Source organism: Mesorhizobium sp. Pch-S, assembly GCF_004136315.1.
In the GTDB taxonomy this organism is placed as follows: Bacteria; Pseudomonadota; Alphaproteobacteria; order Rhizobiales; family Rhizobiaceae; genus Mesorhizobium.
Genome location: NZ_CP029562.1, coordinates 4,711,743 through 4,727,035 on the forward strand (window position 1 = coordinate 4,711,743; position 15,293 = coordinate 4,727,035).

Below are 15,293 nucleotides of genomic sequence, written 5' to 3' on the forward strand. Positions count from 1 at the left end.
CAGTGCAGCAATCGAGGGAACTCACCGCGAAGCCGTGATCTTGTCTGCCCAGCTCGCGAAATCTTCCATGATGATGTTTTGATTCACCTCGTTCAGGCTTTCATGCCGTGTCTCGGTGTAAACCTTTGAAACGAGATTCGAAAAACCCATCCGGCGCATGCGGCCCGTGAGATGTTCCACCGCCTTGCCGCCCCCGGTAGCAGGGTCTTTTTCGCCGCCGGCGAGGTTGACGGGCAGGCTTCTGGCTATACTTGCGAAGCGGCTATCGTCGGCACCGTTGAAGATGAAGCCGAACAGGTCGCGCCACAGCGATACCGAGGCATCCCATCCGCAAAGCGGATCGGCGATGTATTTGTCGACTTCGGCCGGGTCGCGCGAAAGCCAGTCGAACAGCGTGCGATGTCCTGGTACGGCCTTGCCCCAGGCCTGGAAAGTGAGACGGGGCAGCAGGCGTGAGGGCACGTCCGAGCCCAGCCTGAATCGCTCCCAGGCAAGAATGGCGAGTGCTGCACGGCCGCTGATACCCGCAGTGAAATTGGCGTTCCAGATCGCGGCGCCCTGTATGCGCGCCGAATGCTTCTGCACGAAGTTGAGCGCAACCAGCCCGCCCATCGAATGGCCGAAGGCGATCACTGGAAGACCTGCGTGTTCGGCTGCGATGTGATCGTGAACGGCAAGCACGTCGGCAACCACCTTGTCGCCGCCGTCCGGATCGCCGAACTTGCCGAGTGGGGCATCGGGGGCGGTGGTGTATCCGTGGCCGCGGTGGTCGTGCGCACAGGTGTGATAGCTCCGAGCGGCGAGGAAATCGGCGAATCCGGCGTAGCGGGCGGCATGTTCGGCAAGACCGTGGCTGATCTGGACAACGCCGCGTGCCTTGCCCTCAGCCCTGCGCATGTAGAGGTTGAGCGATGCGCCGGTTGGTGAGGCAAGGGCGCGTTGGTCGTTGAACGGCATTGTCTTTTCCTCCCCTGGCGCGGTTGAATCCACGCTCATGACGTCATCAGCCTTTTGTTTGCGCCCGCAGCCGTTTAGCGTCAATTGGCCATCATGATGCCGCTGCGGAAAGGATGGCGGCCCGTGCATCGCAATTCTGACATGTCGGTCGGGCAGATGCGCGGGACTTAACGAGAGGGATTCGTGCATGCGGACTAGGCTTGGTCTTGGGATGGTGTTCACCGCCGTCGTGATGGTGGGCGCGGCGCGGGCGGAGACGAAACTCGACGGCACTTTCGTGGCCGATGCGGCCTGTCCGGCAACACAGGCAATCAAGAGCGGCAAGAACCCTGGCAACGTCAGCACCGAGGCGGGGCAGCGCTATGATCTCGTTGCCGGGAACAAGGACGAGCCGACACATTACCTGATCCGGATGCCGGGTGCCGACCCGGAGCGGCGCTGGGTCAAGGTCAGTTGCGGCCATCTGGCAGGTACGGCGGCAGCGCCTACCGCTCCCGTTGCTCCGGCAGAACCGGATGTACAGCAGAAAAAGGCGACCAGCGGCAAGCCGGAATATGTCTTTGCGCTGTCCTGGCAGCCGGCCTTCTGCGAGACAAAGTCGAAGAAGACCGAATGCCGGACCATGACCGGTGCGAGTTTCGCAGCAACGAATTTCACGCTGCATGGCCTGTGGCCGCAGCCGAACGGCAATTTCTATTGCCAGGTCAGCTCAGCAGACCGCGCCAACGACAAAGCCAATTGGGACGACCTGCCGGCTGTGAACCTCGACGGTGCCACGCGTGCCGAGCTCGACAAGGTGATGCCTGGTACGGCTTCGCAGCTCGATCGGCACGAATGGATCAAGCATGGCACCTGTTACGGCAAGGATCAGCAGGCCTATTTCGCTGATGCGCTCGCTTTGATGCGGCAAATCAATGCCTCGCCGGTGCGCGCGCTGTTCGAAAAGAATATCGGTGGCGAGCTGACAGCCGACCAGATCCGCAACGCCTTCGACAGCGCATTCGGCAAGGGAACCGGTGATCGCGTGCGCGTATCCTGCTTCAATGATCGTGGCCGGCGCATGATCGGAGAACTGACGCTGGGCCTCGCCGGGCCTATCGGGTCGAACAGCTCGTTGAAGGATCTGATGCTGGCTTCGGCACCGACCGACAATGCCGGCTGCCCGCGCGGTGAAGTGGATCGCGTAGGATTGCAGTAGGCAAGAGCATTTTGTAGCCAAGTAGAATCACTTGGCGTTGCAAAAATGCTGCAAAAACAAAACTTATAGCGTTTCTGTGAAAACGGAAACGCTCCAAGCCTTGGCCTGCCTCAGCAGCAGGCGAGAGGCGTGCCGGTGGTTCAAGCCACCATTGGCAGCAGGCGACGGACCTCGCTGAGCAGGTCCGGAATGGCCCGTTCGTCCTTCGACAGGTGTTTCAGGAGGTATTTCTGGAACAGCCCGTCGAAAACGGCATAAAGCGCCGCAGGCGAAACCACCGGCTCCTTGCCGCCGAGTTCGGCGTAACGCGATGCGACCCGCCACACCATGTCCTCGAGGCTCTGGTCGATCTCGGTGACGTCATCGCGGAAGACGTCCTCGAACAGCGCCTGCGCACGCAGATCGTACCAAAGCCGGTGCATGCCGGATTCTTCCCGCAGGGTCTCCGCGAGCTTGAGCAGGAAACCTTCGAGCAGTGCCTCGCGTGTCTTGGCGGTGGCGGTGACCTGATCGTAGCGGGTGACGCATTTCGCCTTGTAATGGCGAACGCAGCAACTGATCAGGTCGACCTTGTCGGTGAAGTAATAGTGCAGGACGCCATGGGTGAAATCGGACTTCTGGGCGATCTCGCGCAGGCTGGTGCGAGCGTACCCGAGCTCAGCCAGGGTCTCCAGAGCAGCTTCGGCCAGCTCCACACGCCTGGCCGTGAACTTGTCGATGCGCAGGCGTTCGGCACCGCGCGGCGCCCGCACCTTTTCCATCACCTGGCCAGCCATGGCTGCTTTCCTAGCTCCGAGCGGCGAAAAAATACCAGCGGGCATCGCTGAAATAAGTTTGCCTCTGCGTCAATAGTCTTTGCCGATATCGTAGACCGTAACACGCCGGGAAACGAACAAAAGCTTCCTCGACTTTGCCAGACGGCCATCAAAACCATTTGCCAAGCCGAGGCGGCTTGCTAAAGAAGAATTCCGGCTCACGTCCAAAAGGAACTGATCATGCCGGATTTCTCCACCCTCATTCTGTTCGCAGGCGCGGCGCTTGTGCTGACTGCGACGCCTGGCCCTGACATGCTGCTGATCGCCTCCCGAAGCGTCAGTCAGGGGCGCTCGGCCGGCTTTCTCACCTATGCCGGAATTGCAGCCGGTACTTATTGTCATGCGTTGGCGGCGGGCCTCGGGCTGTCGCAGTTGTTCGTGGCCGTGCCTGTCGCCTATGAAATCGTGCGCTGGGCTGGCTGCGCCTATCTTCTGTACCTGGCCTACAAGACATTGCGCAGCGAGGGTTCTGCCTTTGCGCCTTCCACTGCGCTCCGGAAAATTTCCGACAGGCGGATATTCACGGAAGGGCTGCTCACCAACCTGCTCAATCCGAAGGTGGCATTGTTCGTGCTGGCGCTGTTTCCGCAATTCGTGGACCCGGCTCACGGTTCGCTGCTTTTGCAGATGGTCGTGCTGGCCACTGTGTTGAACGGCATAGGCTTCTTCGTGAATGGCGCCGTGGTGATGCTCGGCAGCAGAATTCAGCGCTCCCTTTCCGGCTTCCGCAGATTTCCCAGGCTGCCCCAATATCTCCTGGCGACGGTCTTTGCCGGGTTGGCAGCGCGTCTGGCGCTGGGGACGAGGAACTAGCAGGCGTCTCAAGCTGGCGGCGGACCTGGGAGGAGCGTACCAGGTCTGCACACCAGATCGTGTGCTGGAGGCCTGACGCAAAATGGCCTTCGCAAACTGGGGCGACCTGTCGGGAGCAAGGCTGCTGGTTCGTCCTTGGGACGACCACGAGAAATCGCTACGAGAGGAGTTCCGATGATCCCGACCATTACGGCTTTCGCCATGTCACCCGACGAGGGTCAGGGGCACGCGCGCGACATGCGCCTGCGCTGGGCCTTCGAAGAGTTGGGCCAGCCTTATGACGTCCGCCTCGTTTCCTTCGCACAGATGAAACAGCCCGCACATCTGGCACTTCAGCCGTTCGGGCAGATCCCGACTTACGAAGAGGGAGATCTCGCTCTCTTTGAGAGCGGGGCCATCATACTTCATCTCGCGCAGCACCGTCCCGGCCTGTTGCCGGCGAATCCGGATGCCCAGGCACGTGCGATCACATGGATGTTTGCCGCGCTCAACACGATGGAGCCGCCGATCGTCGAGCTCGAACAAGCACCCTATGTGATCGGTGACAGGCCGTGGCGTGGAGAGTTCCTGCCCATGCTCGAAGATCGCGTCAGGATTCGGCTGGGCGAGCTATCGCGGCGGCTTGGCGATGCCGATTGGCTCGATGGTGCCTTCAGTGCGGGGGACCTGATGATGGTGACGGTGTTGCGCAGGTTGGACGGAACGGGCCTGGTGGAAGAGTACCCAAACCTTGCCGCCTATGTCGCGCGAGCCGAAGCGCGCCCAGCCTACAAGCGCGCCTTCGATGCCCAGCTGGCGGTTTTCGTCGCTGCATCGAACCCTTGATGAAGGCGGTTCGTGCGTGCCTGTCGATTACTCGCCCGTTACCAGTTCAAATCCTTCGTTCACCCATCCGACAAGCCCGCCACTCATGATCTTGACCGGCCTGTCGAGGTCCGCGAGGCGAAGCGCGCCGCGGGCGGCGCCGTTACAGTGCGGACCAGCGCAATAGGTGACGAAGATGGTGTCTTCGTTCCATTGCTGCATCTTGGAGGCGATGATCTTGCGATGTGGCAGGTTGATCGCGCCGGGCAGATGGCCCTTGGCGTACAGGGCCGGGCTGCGCACATCGAGCAGCACGAAATCCGCGCCTTGGGCCGTTGCTTCGTGAACATCCCAGCAGTCCGTCTCGAACTCGAATTCGCTGGAGAAGTGTTCGCGGGCGCGGTCGCTGGCGGCAGGTCTGGTTGCGGTCACGGCGGTGGGCATGGCGATCTCCTGTTGTGATTGCTTCTTATCCCGTGGCGTGAGGTGGTCTTGCAATTGGCGTGAATGCCAATATACGTAAAGATCATGCCAAACGTTCTGAACGGTACCTCAGGCCCCCTGGTCGTTGCGCTGCTCTATGACGGCCTGTGCACGTTCGAGTTCGGGATCGTCGCCGAGATATTCGGTCTCGCTCGCGCGGAGATGGGCGCAGGCTGGTATCGGTTTGCCAGTTGTCCGATCGATGATGGTCCGTTGCGGGCGCATGGTGGCTTGACGCTGGTGGCAGACGGTACGCCGGATCTGATCGATCAGGCCGACATCATCGTGGTGCCGGGGTGGAAGGGTGCCGATGCCCCTGTTCCCGGGCAACTTTGCCAAAGACTGTGCAACGCACATGCGCGTGGGGCGCGACTTGCCTCGATCTGCTCGGGGGCTTTTGTGCTGGCGGCAACCGGCCTTCTGGATGGCGGCACTGCAACCACCCATTGGCGCTATGCCGATGAGCTGCGCCGTCGCTATCCGAAATCGAGGTCGATGACACCTCGCTCTACCGCGACCATGATCGCTTGTTCACGTCCGCCGGCAGTGCGGCCGGTATCGACCTCATGATCGAGATCGTGCGGCGGGATTTCGGTGCGGCTGCCGCGAACTCGGTCGCGCGACGACTGGTGATGCCGGCACACCGCGCCGGCGGACAGGCGCAGTTCCTGGAGCGTCCCGTGCCACAACGCAAAAGCTCGGAGATCGCGCCACTGCTCGACCGGCTGCGGGCCAGCCTGCAGTTGCGCTGGACGGTCGAGGAAATGGCTAGCGAATGCTCGATGAGCCTGAGAACCTTCCTGCGCCGTTTTACAGAGGCGACCGGAACCTCCCCTGGCGAATGGCTGACGGAAGAACGCGTCGCCTGGGCCAAGCAGCTTCTCTGCCAGCGCCGCCTGAACATGGATGAAATCGCGGAAACCGTCGGCTTTGGCAGCGCCCATACGCTGCGGCATCATTTTCGCAGGCAGATGGGCATCAGCCCGACCGAATATCGCGCGCGTTTCATCGCCGAGCCAGCGTGACGCGCCAACCCTTCACGGACGGGTGTCTTCAAGCTGCGTGGATGCGGTCGAACATCCGCACCAGGTCGGCGAGCGTCCGTGTCCCCATTTTCCGCATCAGGTGGCTGCGGCGCACCTTGACGGTGATTTCGCTGACTTTCAGCTCCGCTGCGATCTGCTTGTTCAGCAGTCCCTGGACGACCAGCCTGGCCACATCCTGTTCTCCCGGAGACAGGGTTTTCCAGCGCTGCTGCAATTCGGCTTCGGTCACATCCTTGAGGCGCCGGGTCTTGTCGATCTCGATGCCGCGCTGGATGGCGTCCAGCAAATCCTGATCGCGAAACGGCTTGGTCAGGAACTCGATCGCGCCATCCTTCATGGCTCTGACGCCCATGGCGATGTCGCCGTGGCCGGTGACCATGATCGTTGGCAAATGCAGGCCCAGACCGGTCATGTGGGAAAGAAAATCCATGCCGCTCTGACCCGGCATGCGGACGTCGAGCACCAGACAGCTCGGCGCCTCCGCCAGGTCGGTGTTCAGGAAATCCTGTACGGAACCGAAGGAGCGAGCGCGAAGCGCGACGGAGGCGAGCAGATCCTCCAGCGATTCACGAACCGAACGGTCGTCATCGACGATGTAGACGATCGGTTCCTCATCGAGATGTCCGGATGGCTGACCATTCATTGCTTCAGGTCTCCAGCGAGCGGCAGGCTGAACGAGAGCACGGCGCCGCCTCCTTCGTTCGGCTCAGCCCAGATGCGGCCGCCATTCGCTTCGATGATCGAGCGGCTGATGGTCAGCCCAAGACCGATGCCATCTTTCTTGGTTGTCCAGAAGGCGTCGAAAAGATGTTCCGCTTCTCCGGTGCGCAGCCCGATGCCGGTGTCTGCCACCGAGAAACGAACCCTGTCGTGGCTGTCGCTTTGGGTGGTGATCTCCATTTCCCCTGTCTTGCCGGACGAGACCGCAATCGCCTCGACCGCATTGAGAACCAGATTTCCGACCACTTGCCCGATCTGGACGCGGTCGGCCATGACAATCGGCAGGTTTTCCGGAAGGTAGAACCTGAGCGTGATGTCGTGGCGGTCGATCTGGTCATGCGCGAGGCCAACAATTTCTCGGACAAGCTCATTGAGGTCGAAGGGTGCTTTCTCCGACGCCTTGTTGCTTGCCAGGCCGCGCACGCGCGTGATCACGGCGCTCGCGCGGTTGGCTTCCTCGACGATCCTGTCCACGGTGCGGCGGGCGCTTTCGATGTTGGGTGGATCCTGCGCCAGCCAGCGTTTGCAGGCGCCGGCGCTGGTGACGACCGCCGCCAGCGGTTGGTTGACTTCATGGGCAATGGAGGCGGTCAATTCGCCAAGGCTAGTGACACGAGCCATGCGCAGCAATCGTTCGCGGCTCTCATGGGCGGCTGCCTCGGCATTCACCAGTTTGAGCGACAGATATGTGGTTACGCCGATGGCGACGATGCTGATGGCGGTGTTGATGACACCCACCTCATAGGCGCCGGAATGAGTGAGGGCGACGCTCAACAGCGTCAGCGCGATACAGACGCAGGCCAACACGACGACGCTGCGCGCCGGCAGCACGCGGGTCGCAAAAAGGATGACCGCCGTGTAGAAGACCGCGGCTGCGATCGCATAATCAGTCACGGTGTCGGCGACAAAGATGACCACGATCGCTACAAGAAGCGCTGCAGCGATGAGCAGCTGATTGCGCCGCATCCCGGTTCCCTGTCTATTTTCCATCGTTGCGATAGTCCGTCAAAACCCGGATTATGCAAGCCATGCCAGGCCATGAGCGAAGCATAAGAGGCGAGACGTCAGTCCTTGGTGCTGCCGTCCCATGTCGCATTGGAGACGCCGGCCTGTTTGGCCAGATAGGTCGTCACTTCTTCGATCTCATGCGGGTTGACGGCCGTTGAGACAAGAGTGGCCACGATCTCGACCGTGTCATCCCCACGATCGACGATCTCGACATCGCTGACCGGATAATTTGCCTGTTCGAGGCGCTCGACCAGAAGGTCTCGCATGTCCGGCATGGCGTCACGGCTGGAAAGGATGCTCACTTCATAGGTAGCCTCTGTGGCCCGATCGTCGATCGGGATGCGATTGATCATGTTGACGAGCGGCCTGAGTAAGGTGTTGCCCGCAAGCACGAAGATGGTGAGCAAGGCCGCCTCTGCGATCATATCGGTCCCGGCGCAGGCGCCGACCGCAGCCGAGCACCACAGTGTCGCAGCCGTGTTCAGGCCGCGTACATTCATGCCTTCCTTCATGATCACGCCGGCACCGAGAAAGCCGATGCCCGAGACGACATAGGAGATGACGCGCACCGCTTCCGTCGTGCCGGCAATCCGCTGCGCGAGGTCGACGAAGGCCGCGGCGCCGACGGCGACGAGAACATTGGTGCGCAGGCCCGCGGTTCGCTGGCGATACTGGCGTTCCGCTCCGATCAGCGTTCCAAGCACGAAAGCCGCGGCAAGTGCCACGACGGTGTCCAGGAAAGGATAGAATTCAAACGTCTGCAGGAATTTCATGGCGTTGTCTCAATTGTCTCCACGCGAATACAGGACCCTGTTTGCACGGGGATGACGGCGATCCATCTTGATGATCAGCGCTGCCGCCGCAAGATGCGGATGGCGATACCATGAAGGTGCATCGAGCCACGCATCAGACAAAGTGCCTGCCCACGCGTGAGCAGGCCAGCCCGCGCAAGGCGCGTTGTGATCGCAAACAGCGTCGTGCCGCTCGCTGCGAATGCCCAGCACAGATGGCGGTTGGCAAGGTCGGAAAACCAGTCCGATCCGCCGTGCGTCTTTCCGGTCCGCATGAGAATCTCCGCACAGCCTGCAGGTGGACAGGCACCTGCGTGGACAACAATCGACCTTTCGGTTCCAGGGGTCAGGTTCGGGCGGACTGGGCCACCCGAACCTTTTCATCAGGCAGGATCAGAACCACTGGCCGAAGCGGCGGATGTAAATCGTCTTCATTGTCTGAGCGACAATGCAGTAGCTGAGCAGGGTCCCGGCAAGCCAGGGGAAGTACTGCCACGGCAATGGCTGCAGCCCGACCATCGCGCCCAGCGGCGAGAATGGAATGTAGATGCCGAGCACACAGACCAGTCCGGTCATCAGCATCACCGGCAAAGCGGCCGTGCTCTGGATGAACGGTATCCTCTGGGTGCGCAGCATATGCACCACCAGCGTCTGTGACAGCAGACCCTCGATGAACCAGCCGGACTGGAACAGCGACTGCAGTTCCGGCTTGTTGGCGGCGAAGACGTTCCACATCAGCGCGAAGGTGGTGATGTCGAAGATCGACGAGGTCGGCCCGATCCAGAGCATGAAACGGCCGATGTTCCTTGCATCCCATTTGCGCGGCTTGCTGAGGAATTCCTTGTCCATCCGATCCCAGGGCAGCGACAGCTGCGAGATGTCGTACATCAGGTTCTGGATCAGCAGATGGATAGCGAGCATCGGCAGGAACGGAATGAACGCGCTTGCTACCAGTACCGAGAACACGTTGCCGAAGTTCGAGCTCGCCGTCATGTTCAGGTATTTCATGATGTTGCCGAACGTCTCGCGACCTTTGACGACACCTTCCTCCAGCACCATCAGGCTCTTCTCGAGCAGGATGATGTCGGCGGATTCCTTGGCGATGTCGGTGCCGCTGTCGACGGAAATGCCGACATCAGCGTCGCGCAACGCGGGTGCGTCGTTGATGCCATCACCGAGGAAGCCAACGGTGTGCCCGTTGGCCTGCAATGCCATCAGCACGCGCGACTTCTGCAGCGGTGTCAGCTTGGCGAAAATCGTCCGCTCTTCGACGATGCGGCCGAGAGCCGCGTCATCCAGCGTCTCGATCTCGCGACCGAGAACCGGTTGGCCAGGCTCGAGGCCGACTTCCCGGCAGATCTTGGCGGTAACCACCTCATTGTCGCCGGTCAGGACCTTCACCACCACGCCATGCTCGGCAAGCGCCTTGATCGCAGGGCCCGCGGTCTCCTTGGGCGGATCGAGAAAGGTCAGAAAGCCCTGGACGACCAGGTCATTTTCGTCGGAAACCTCATAGCGCGTCTTGCGAGCGGCGTTGGCGATCTCACGCGTGGCCACGACGAGCACACGGAAGCCGTCGCGGTTATAGGCGCGAGCCATATCGACGAGCGCTTTGCGATCATCGTCCCTGAGCGGGCGAACCGTCTTGCCGTCCTTGATCGAGGTTGAGATCGCAAGCATCTCTTCCACGGCACCCTTGCAGATCAGCAAGTGCTGGCCGCTGACGTTTTCGACAACGACTGACAGTCTCCGTCGCACGAAGTCGAACGGCAGCTCATCGATCTTCCGGTTGGCTGTGCTGGTTTGGACGATGCCCGGCACATGTTCGGCGAAGCGAATGACCGCCTGGTCCATCAGGTTCTTCACCCCGCTCTGGTGATGGCTGTTGAGCCAGGCCAGCAGCAGCACGCCCTCGTTGGTTCTGCCGTGAACGTCGACATGGTGCTCCAGGATGATCTTGTCCTGCGTGAGCGTGCCGGTCTTGTCGGTGCACAGCACATCCATCGCCCCGAAGTTTTGGATGGCATTCAGGCGCTTCACCACGACCTTGCGTCGCGCCATTGCCACGGCGCCCTTGGCGAGGTTGGAAGAGACGATCATCGGCAGCATTTCCGGTGTCAGGCCGACAGCCACCGCAAGCGCATAGAGCAGGGCCTCGACCCAGTCGCCTTTCATCACACCGTTGATGAGGAAGACGATCGGCACCATCACCATCATGAAGCGGATGAGCAGCCAGCTCACGCTGTTGATGCCGCGATCGAAGGCCGTCTGCGCACGCGAGCCGGAGATTGCCTTGGCAAGCGAGCCGAAATAGGTCCTTGGCCCGGTGGCGACCACGATTGCCGTTGCCGTGCCGCTGACCACATTGGTGCCCATGAAGCAGATGTTGGGCAGATCGAGGAGATCCATCTGATCGTGTGCGACGGCGCCTGCGGATTTCTGCGCGACGGCACCCAGGGTGTCGTATTTTTCGACAGGCAGGGCCTCGCCGGTGAGCGCTGCCTGGCTGATGAAAAGATCACGCGATTCAATGAGGCGGATATCGGCGGGGACCATGTCACCGGCGGAAAGCCGGATGATATCGCCCGCCACCACCTGCGCCATCGGCACTTCGATAAGATCGGGCTTCGTGTTAGGGCTGACTTGGCGCAGGACAGTCGCGGTGGTGCGGACCATCGCCTTGAGAGCCTCGGCTGCCTTGCCGGAGCGATACTCCTGGACGAAGCGCATGACGGCGCTCGTCACCACCATGAACAGGATGATGGCGACCTTGGTCGGATCCGGGTCCTCGCCGGCCTGAAGGGGCAGCCAGATATCGGTGAATGCGCTGATGGCGGCCAGTACCACCAGCACCATGATGAAAGGGTTTTTGAAGGCCATCAAGAACTGGACGAGCGCGTGCGGGCGTTTGTCATGCGCGACCTCGTTCGGGCCGTCCTTGGCCAGGCGTTCAAAGGCCTCGGAGACGGTCAGTCCATCAAGCCGCCCCTTGAAGTTGGCGAGCGTGGTATCGATGGCGTTCTGCGCTTCGCGCACCGCCCGCATGGACAGTTTCCTGTCCTCCTTCCGGGCGGCTGGAGGCGCACCCTTCAACATCATGTTCATGGTCTTGGTCCTCGATAATCCTGGGAGGTCGGGTGAAAGTTCGGTCGCGAGCGAAACGGCGCACGCGAACTGTCCGGCCGTTGCGATAGCGGTCGGATTCACGGGGTTTTCAGGGGAGGTGTCCGCTGCCGCTACAGGCCTGTCAGCGGCGGATCAACTCCATGGCCGGGCATTTTCGCGGAGGGCCAGGATGGCGCCGAAGCGTTCAAAGCCTGACGGTTCGGAACCATCCGTGGGTTGGTTCACCGTCCAGCGGCACTCGAGCCGCCCGGAAACCGGATTCATCCGCCAGCGCACGATCGGCTTCGATGCCGTATGCCGGGGGATACGGATGACCGGAGCGTCGGCTGCCGGATGTGCATGGAGGGCAAGCCGACCCCACGGACCGATGAGTGCCCGCAGACAGCGATGGGCAAAAGCAATGATTTTCATATCTCACCTCACTGACGCGCCACCGCGGCGTCAAAGGCGAGACCAGGAACTAGTCTCGACCGGACGGCCGCGGCGGCGCACTTTCTCGACTACTGTCGCTAGGCATGGTTCCAGGTTCCTCTCGAGAGTTTCCGCTTTTCGCGGAAACGCTCTAACTATTTGTTTTAAAGCAATTTAATACGGAAAACCGTTAAACGGTTTTCCTGGCATTGCTCCGGGTCGCGGCGGGCAGCAGCCCCTCCGTTTGACGAGTGACGGCTTACGCCTTGTGCGGTGCCGCCGCCAGTATCTGGTCGGATGGATCGCTATGCTTTGGCATCGGCCAGCTATACCAACGTATATCCAGCGGCGAATGATGCCGGCTCAAGCCTTCAGCCCGATAATGCCAGCTGTCGATGTCTCGACACCTTGGTCCTGTTTTGCCACGTTGCCGGCATGGAAAGACTCGGTGCGAAAGACCTGCGGCTGATGCAGGAGCTGGCCCAGCAGGTGACGGCCCTGCGGCCTGAACTGCTCAATGCCGATGCAACCGTTGGTGAACTGGCCTGGGTTTGGGGCAAGGATTGCGATGCCCTCGGGCCGTTCTGGTCGCACCGGCTGTGGCTGGTCGACGGCAAGGCAGCGGCGTGGGGATGGGTGCATCATCCCTATCGGATTCCGCGTGAGGACGGGACATTTCGCGAAGCCGCTACCGCCAACCTGATCTGGCAGACGCATCCCGATCGACCGGAACTGCTTCACGAAATCCTGGACTGGTATGACGAAGCGGCCGGCGACGTCCATCAACTGCTGACGATACAGTCCGCGGATATGGCGGCGCAGGCCATCGTTCCCGGGCATGGATATGTGTTTGACGCGGAAGCCGGAGCGGACGATGGCTCGTGGGTGCAATTCAACAGGCGCGAACTGCTCGACCTGCCGAACTCGGTATTGCCCGACGGCTTCCGTTTCGTGACGGCGAAAGATGTGTCGCCAGCTGACGCTGTCAAAGCACATCGAGACGCCTGGCAATCATCTAGCTTCAGCGAGGCTGCTTTCGCGCGTGTCCAGCACACCTGGCCGTATCGCGGCGATCTTCACCTGCTTGTCGAGGCGCCGGATGGCACATTGGCCGCCACCGCGATCATCTGGCTGGACGAGGCGACACGGAGCGCCGAATTCGAACCCGTCGCTACGCACCGGGATTTCCGCCGGCGAGGGCTGGGCACCGCGCTGCAACTGCATGGCATGCACCTGGCGAGGGGCGCCGGCGCCAGGCAAATGCTGGTCGCCTGCGTCGGTGCGCCGGCGCACATTGCCGCACGCAACATGTATTACGGCGTCGGCTTTCGGGCCCTGACCCGCGACCTGCCGCAGATCAAGGCTGCGCCTTGATTGCAAGCCAGCGATCAGCCGTTGGGCCCGAGCTCCAGCCGGCGATCCAGGGCGAGGTTGTCGAGAAACGTTTCGTCGTGACTGACAACCAGGATGGCTCCGTCGTAAGCGCGTAGCGCGGCCTCAAGGGCCTCGGTTGCGTCCAGGTCGAGGTGATTGGTCGGTTCGTCGAGAAGCAGGAGTTGTGGCGGCATGGTGCGGCCCAGCACACAGGCGAGACCGGCACACAATCTTTGACCGCCGCTGAGTGCACGAACTTCCTGAAGAGCGTCATCGGCCCGAAACCGGAAGCGCGCCAGGGCTGCCCGGCATTCGTTCTCGCTGGCGTCGGGATTCAGGCGAAGGAAGTTGTTCCGCAGCGACTGGAGAGGGTCGAGCAACTCGACACCCTGGTCGAAAAAGACATGCGGGACGTTGAGGTCGATGCTGCCGTTTTGCGGCTTCAGTTTGCCGACGATCAGCGAAAGAAGGGTGCTTTTCCCGCAGCCATTGGGCCCGGTGATTGCAATGCGTTCGGGGCCTGTCAGAGACAGCGACAGGTCGCGGATCGTCGGATGCGCCGGATCGTGCCCTCCGGTCACCGCATTCAGCATGAGAACCTGCCTGTTCGGCGGGAGGCCCGTCGAGGGAATATCCATTCGGATCGGCTGAAGGATCTCGGTCTGCGCTCTGGCCGACGACACGGCGTCCTGGGCCTTGTCACGTCGCATGTCGCGCAAGCGTGTGTTTGCTCCCCCTGAAGCTTCCGATCGACCCTTTGCTGCGTCGAGCATGATCTTCGGCGCGTCTCCGCGTGCGCGGGACTTCAGCCCCACGCTATCCTTGCGTGCCTTTCGCTCCAGCGCCTGCTGAGCATCGCGTTTTGCCGTGGCGAGTTGCTTTTCGGCATCCGCCAGTCTGCGATCGGCGGCCCGAAGGTCCTCGGATTTGCGGGCCTGGTAGGTGCTGTAGTTTCCACCGTAGCGCGTCGCCCCGAGGGTGGTGAGTTCCACGATGGCGTCCATCTCCTCGAGCAACTCGCGGTCGTGGCTGATCACGATCGCGCCAGAGCGCCAGGAGCTGAGGAGATCGATCACCGCCTTGCGTCCGGCGCGGTCGAGATTGTTGGTAGGCTCATCGAGCAGAAGGAAGTCCGGTTCGTGAAAGATCAGCGCGGCGAGGCGCGCGCGTGTGCGCTGGCCGCCGGACAGAGTGGAGAGAAGGGTTTTCGGCTCGAGTTCCAGGCCACAGCGGACAAGTGCTGCCTCGATCCTCGTCGGCAGCGTCCAGTCCGCGTCGGCCAGTTCTTCGGTGCTCGCCTCTCCGGCGGCCGCGCGCTCCAGTACCGCCAGTGCGGATGAGGCGCCGAACAGATCGCTGACACTTTCTCCGGAGCGCGATTGAACTTCCTGCTGCATCCATCCGAAGGTTCCGAGAACCCGGACTGTGCCCGTTCGCGGTGGAAGTGTTGCCGTGATCAGGCGCAGCAACGTCGTCTTGCCGGTGCCGTTGCGCCCGACAAGTCCCGCGCGCTCAGGCCCGAAACTCAGGTTGATATCCGAAAAAAGAGAGGTGCCGTCGGGCGTGGACCAGCCGAGGCCGGCAAGCGTAATGGAAGCAGACATGGGACACTCGTTGCGTAACCGAATTGGTGAAGGCAGCGAGGGGCTGTCACATGTCAGCGAAACTCCAATGGTGTCCTCCCAATCTAGGGGAGGTCTTCGAAAGAACAAGGCCTTCAGGCATCCTTTCGAAGATTTGGCGGTAT

General features: G+C 61.5%; 13 protein-coding genes and 1 pseudogene. 5 read left to right on the forward strand and 9 right to left on the reverse strand.

Annotation, left to right across the window (positions count from 1 at the left end; all coding sequences use genetic code 11):
• Nucleotides 1-21: 21 nt before the first annotated feature.
• Nucleotides 22-957, reverse strand: coding sequence for an alpha/beta hydrolase (locus C1M53_RS22035; RefSeq protein WP_129414178.1), 936 nt, complete (start codon nt 955-957; stop codon nt 22-24).
• A gap of 187 nt (nt 958-1,144) precedes the next feature.
• Between C1M53_RS22035 and C1M53_RS22040 the strand changes: the two genes are divergently transcribed.
• Complete coding sequence (locus tag C1M53_RS22040; RefSeq protein ID WP_129414179.1) at nt 1,145-2,155, forward strand: ribonuclease; 1,011 nt, start codon at nt 1,145-1,147, stop codon at nt 2,153-2,155.
• A 140-nt stretch (nt 2,156-2,295) separates the two neighbouring features.
• Here the strand turns inward: C1M53_RS22040 and C1M53_RS22045 are convergent, their stop codons facing one another.
• Nucleotides 2,296-2,931, reverse strand: coding sequence for a TetR/AcrR family transcriptional regulator (locus C1M53_RS22045; RefSeq protein ID WP_207213031.1), 636 nt, complete (start codon nt 2,929-2,931; stop codon nt 2,296-2,298).
• A 219-nt stretch (nt 2,932-3,150) separates the two neighbouring features.
• Here C1M53_RS22045 and C1M53_RS22050 point away from each other — a divergent pair, with 219 nt between their 5' ends.
• Together C1M53_RS22050 and C1M53_RS22055 are read left to right on the forward strand one after the other, a co-directional pair.
• The gene (locus C1M53_RS22050; protein ID WP_129414180.1) at nt 3,151-3,783 is read left to right on the forward strand and encodes a LysE family translocator; all 633 of its coding nucleotides are present in this window, start codon (nt 3,151-3,153) and stop codon (nt 3,781-3,783) included.
• Between the two features lie 174 nt (nt 3,784-3,957).
• The gene (locus C1M53_RS22055) at nt 3,958-4,608 is read left to right on the forward strand and encodes a glutathione S-transferase family protein (RefSeq protein ID WP_129414181.1); all 651 of its coding nucleotides are present in this window, start codon (nt 3,958-3,960) and stop codon (nt 4,606-4,608) included.
• 27 nt (nt 4,609-4,635) lie between these two features.
• Here the strand turns inward: C1M53_RS22055 and C1M53_RS22060 are convergent, their stop codons facing one another.
• Nucleotides 4,636-5,031 (reverse strand): rhodanese-like domain-containing protein, encoded by a 396-nt coding sequence (locus tag C1M53_RS22060; RefSeq protein ID WP_129414182.1) that lies wholly within the window; start codon nt 5,029-5,031, stop codon nt 4,636-4,638.
• A 63-nt stretch (nt 5,032-5,094) separates the two neighbouring features.
• Here C1M53_RS22060 and ftrA point away from each other — a divergent pair.
• Nucleotides 5,095-6,095: pseudogene (gene ftrA, locus C1M53_RS22065) on the forward strand (transcriptional regulator FtrA).
• Nucleotides 6,096-6,123: 28 nt separating this feature from the next.
• Here ftrA and C1M53_RS22070 read toward each other — a convergent pair.
• The 5 genes from C1M53_RS22070 to mgtA form a co-directional block, all read right to left on the reverse strand.
• On the reverse strand, nt 6,124-6,759 hold the full coding sequence (locus C1M53_RS22070) for a response regulator (RefSeq protein WP_129414183.1): 636 nt from the start codon (nt 6,757-6,759) through the stop codon (nt 6,124-6,126).
• Entirely contained in the window at nt 6,756-7,802 is a 1,047-nt protein-coding gene (locus tag C1M53_RS22075; protein WP_129414184.1) for an ATP-binding protein, read from the reverse strand. The genes C1M53_RS22070 and C1M53_RS22075 overlap by 4 nt, the downstream gene beginning before the upstream one ends.
• 98 nt (nt 7,803-7,900) lie before the next feature.
• Nucleotides 7,901-8,617 (reverse strand): MgtC/SapB family protein, encoded by a 717-nt coding sequence (locus C1M53_RS22080; protein WP_129414185.1) that lies wholly within the window; start codon nt 8,615-8,617, stop codon nt 7,901-7,903.
• 74 nt (nt 8,618-8,691) lie between these two features.
• Complete coding sequence (locus C1M53_RS22085) at nt 8,692-8,910, reverse strand: hypothetical protein (protein WP_129414186.1); 219 nt, start codon at nt 8,908-8,910, stop codon at nt 8,692-8,694.
• A 118-nt stretch (nt 8,911-9,028) separates the two neighbouring features.
• Nucleotides 9,029-11,740 carry a magnesium-translocating P-type ATPase gene (gene mgtA / locus C1M53_RS22090; RefSeq protein ID WP_129414187.1) on the reverse strand — a complete coding sequence of 904 codons (2,712 nt, stop codon included), beginning with the start codon at nt 11,738-11,740 and terminating at the stop codon, nt 9,029-9,031.
• An 867-nt stretch (nt 11,741-12,607) separates the two neighbouring features.
• On the opposite strand from mgtA, the gene C1M53_RS22095 reads away from it, so the two are divergent.
• Nucleotides 12,608-13,546 (forward strand): GNAT family N-acetyltransferase, encoded by a 939-nt coding sequence (locus tag C1M53_RS22095; protein WP_129414188.1) that lies wholly within the window; start codon nt 12,608-12,610, stop codon nt 13,544-13,546.
• A gap of 14 nt (nt 13,547-13,560) precedes the next feature.
• Here C1M53_RS22095 and C1M53_RS22100 read toward each other — a convergent pair whose 3' ends face one another.
• Nucleotides 13,561-15,150 (reverse strand): ABC-F family ATP-binding cassette domain-containing protein, encoded by a 1,590-nt coding sequence (locus C1M53_RS22100; RefSeq protein ID WP_129416311.1) that lies wholly within the window; start codon nt 15,148-15,150, stop codon nt 13,561-13,563.
• Nucleotides 15,151-15,293: the final 143 nt, after the last annotated feature.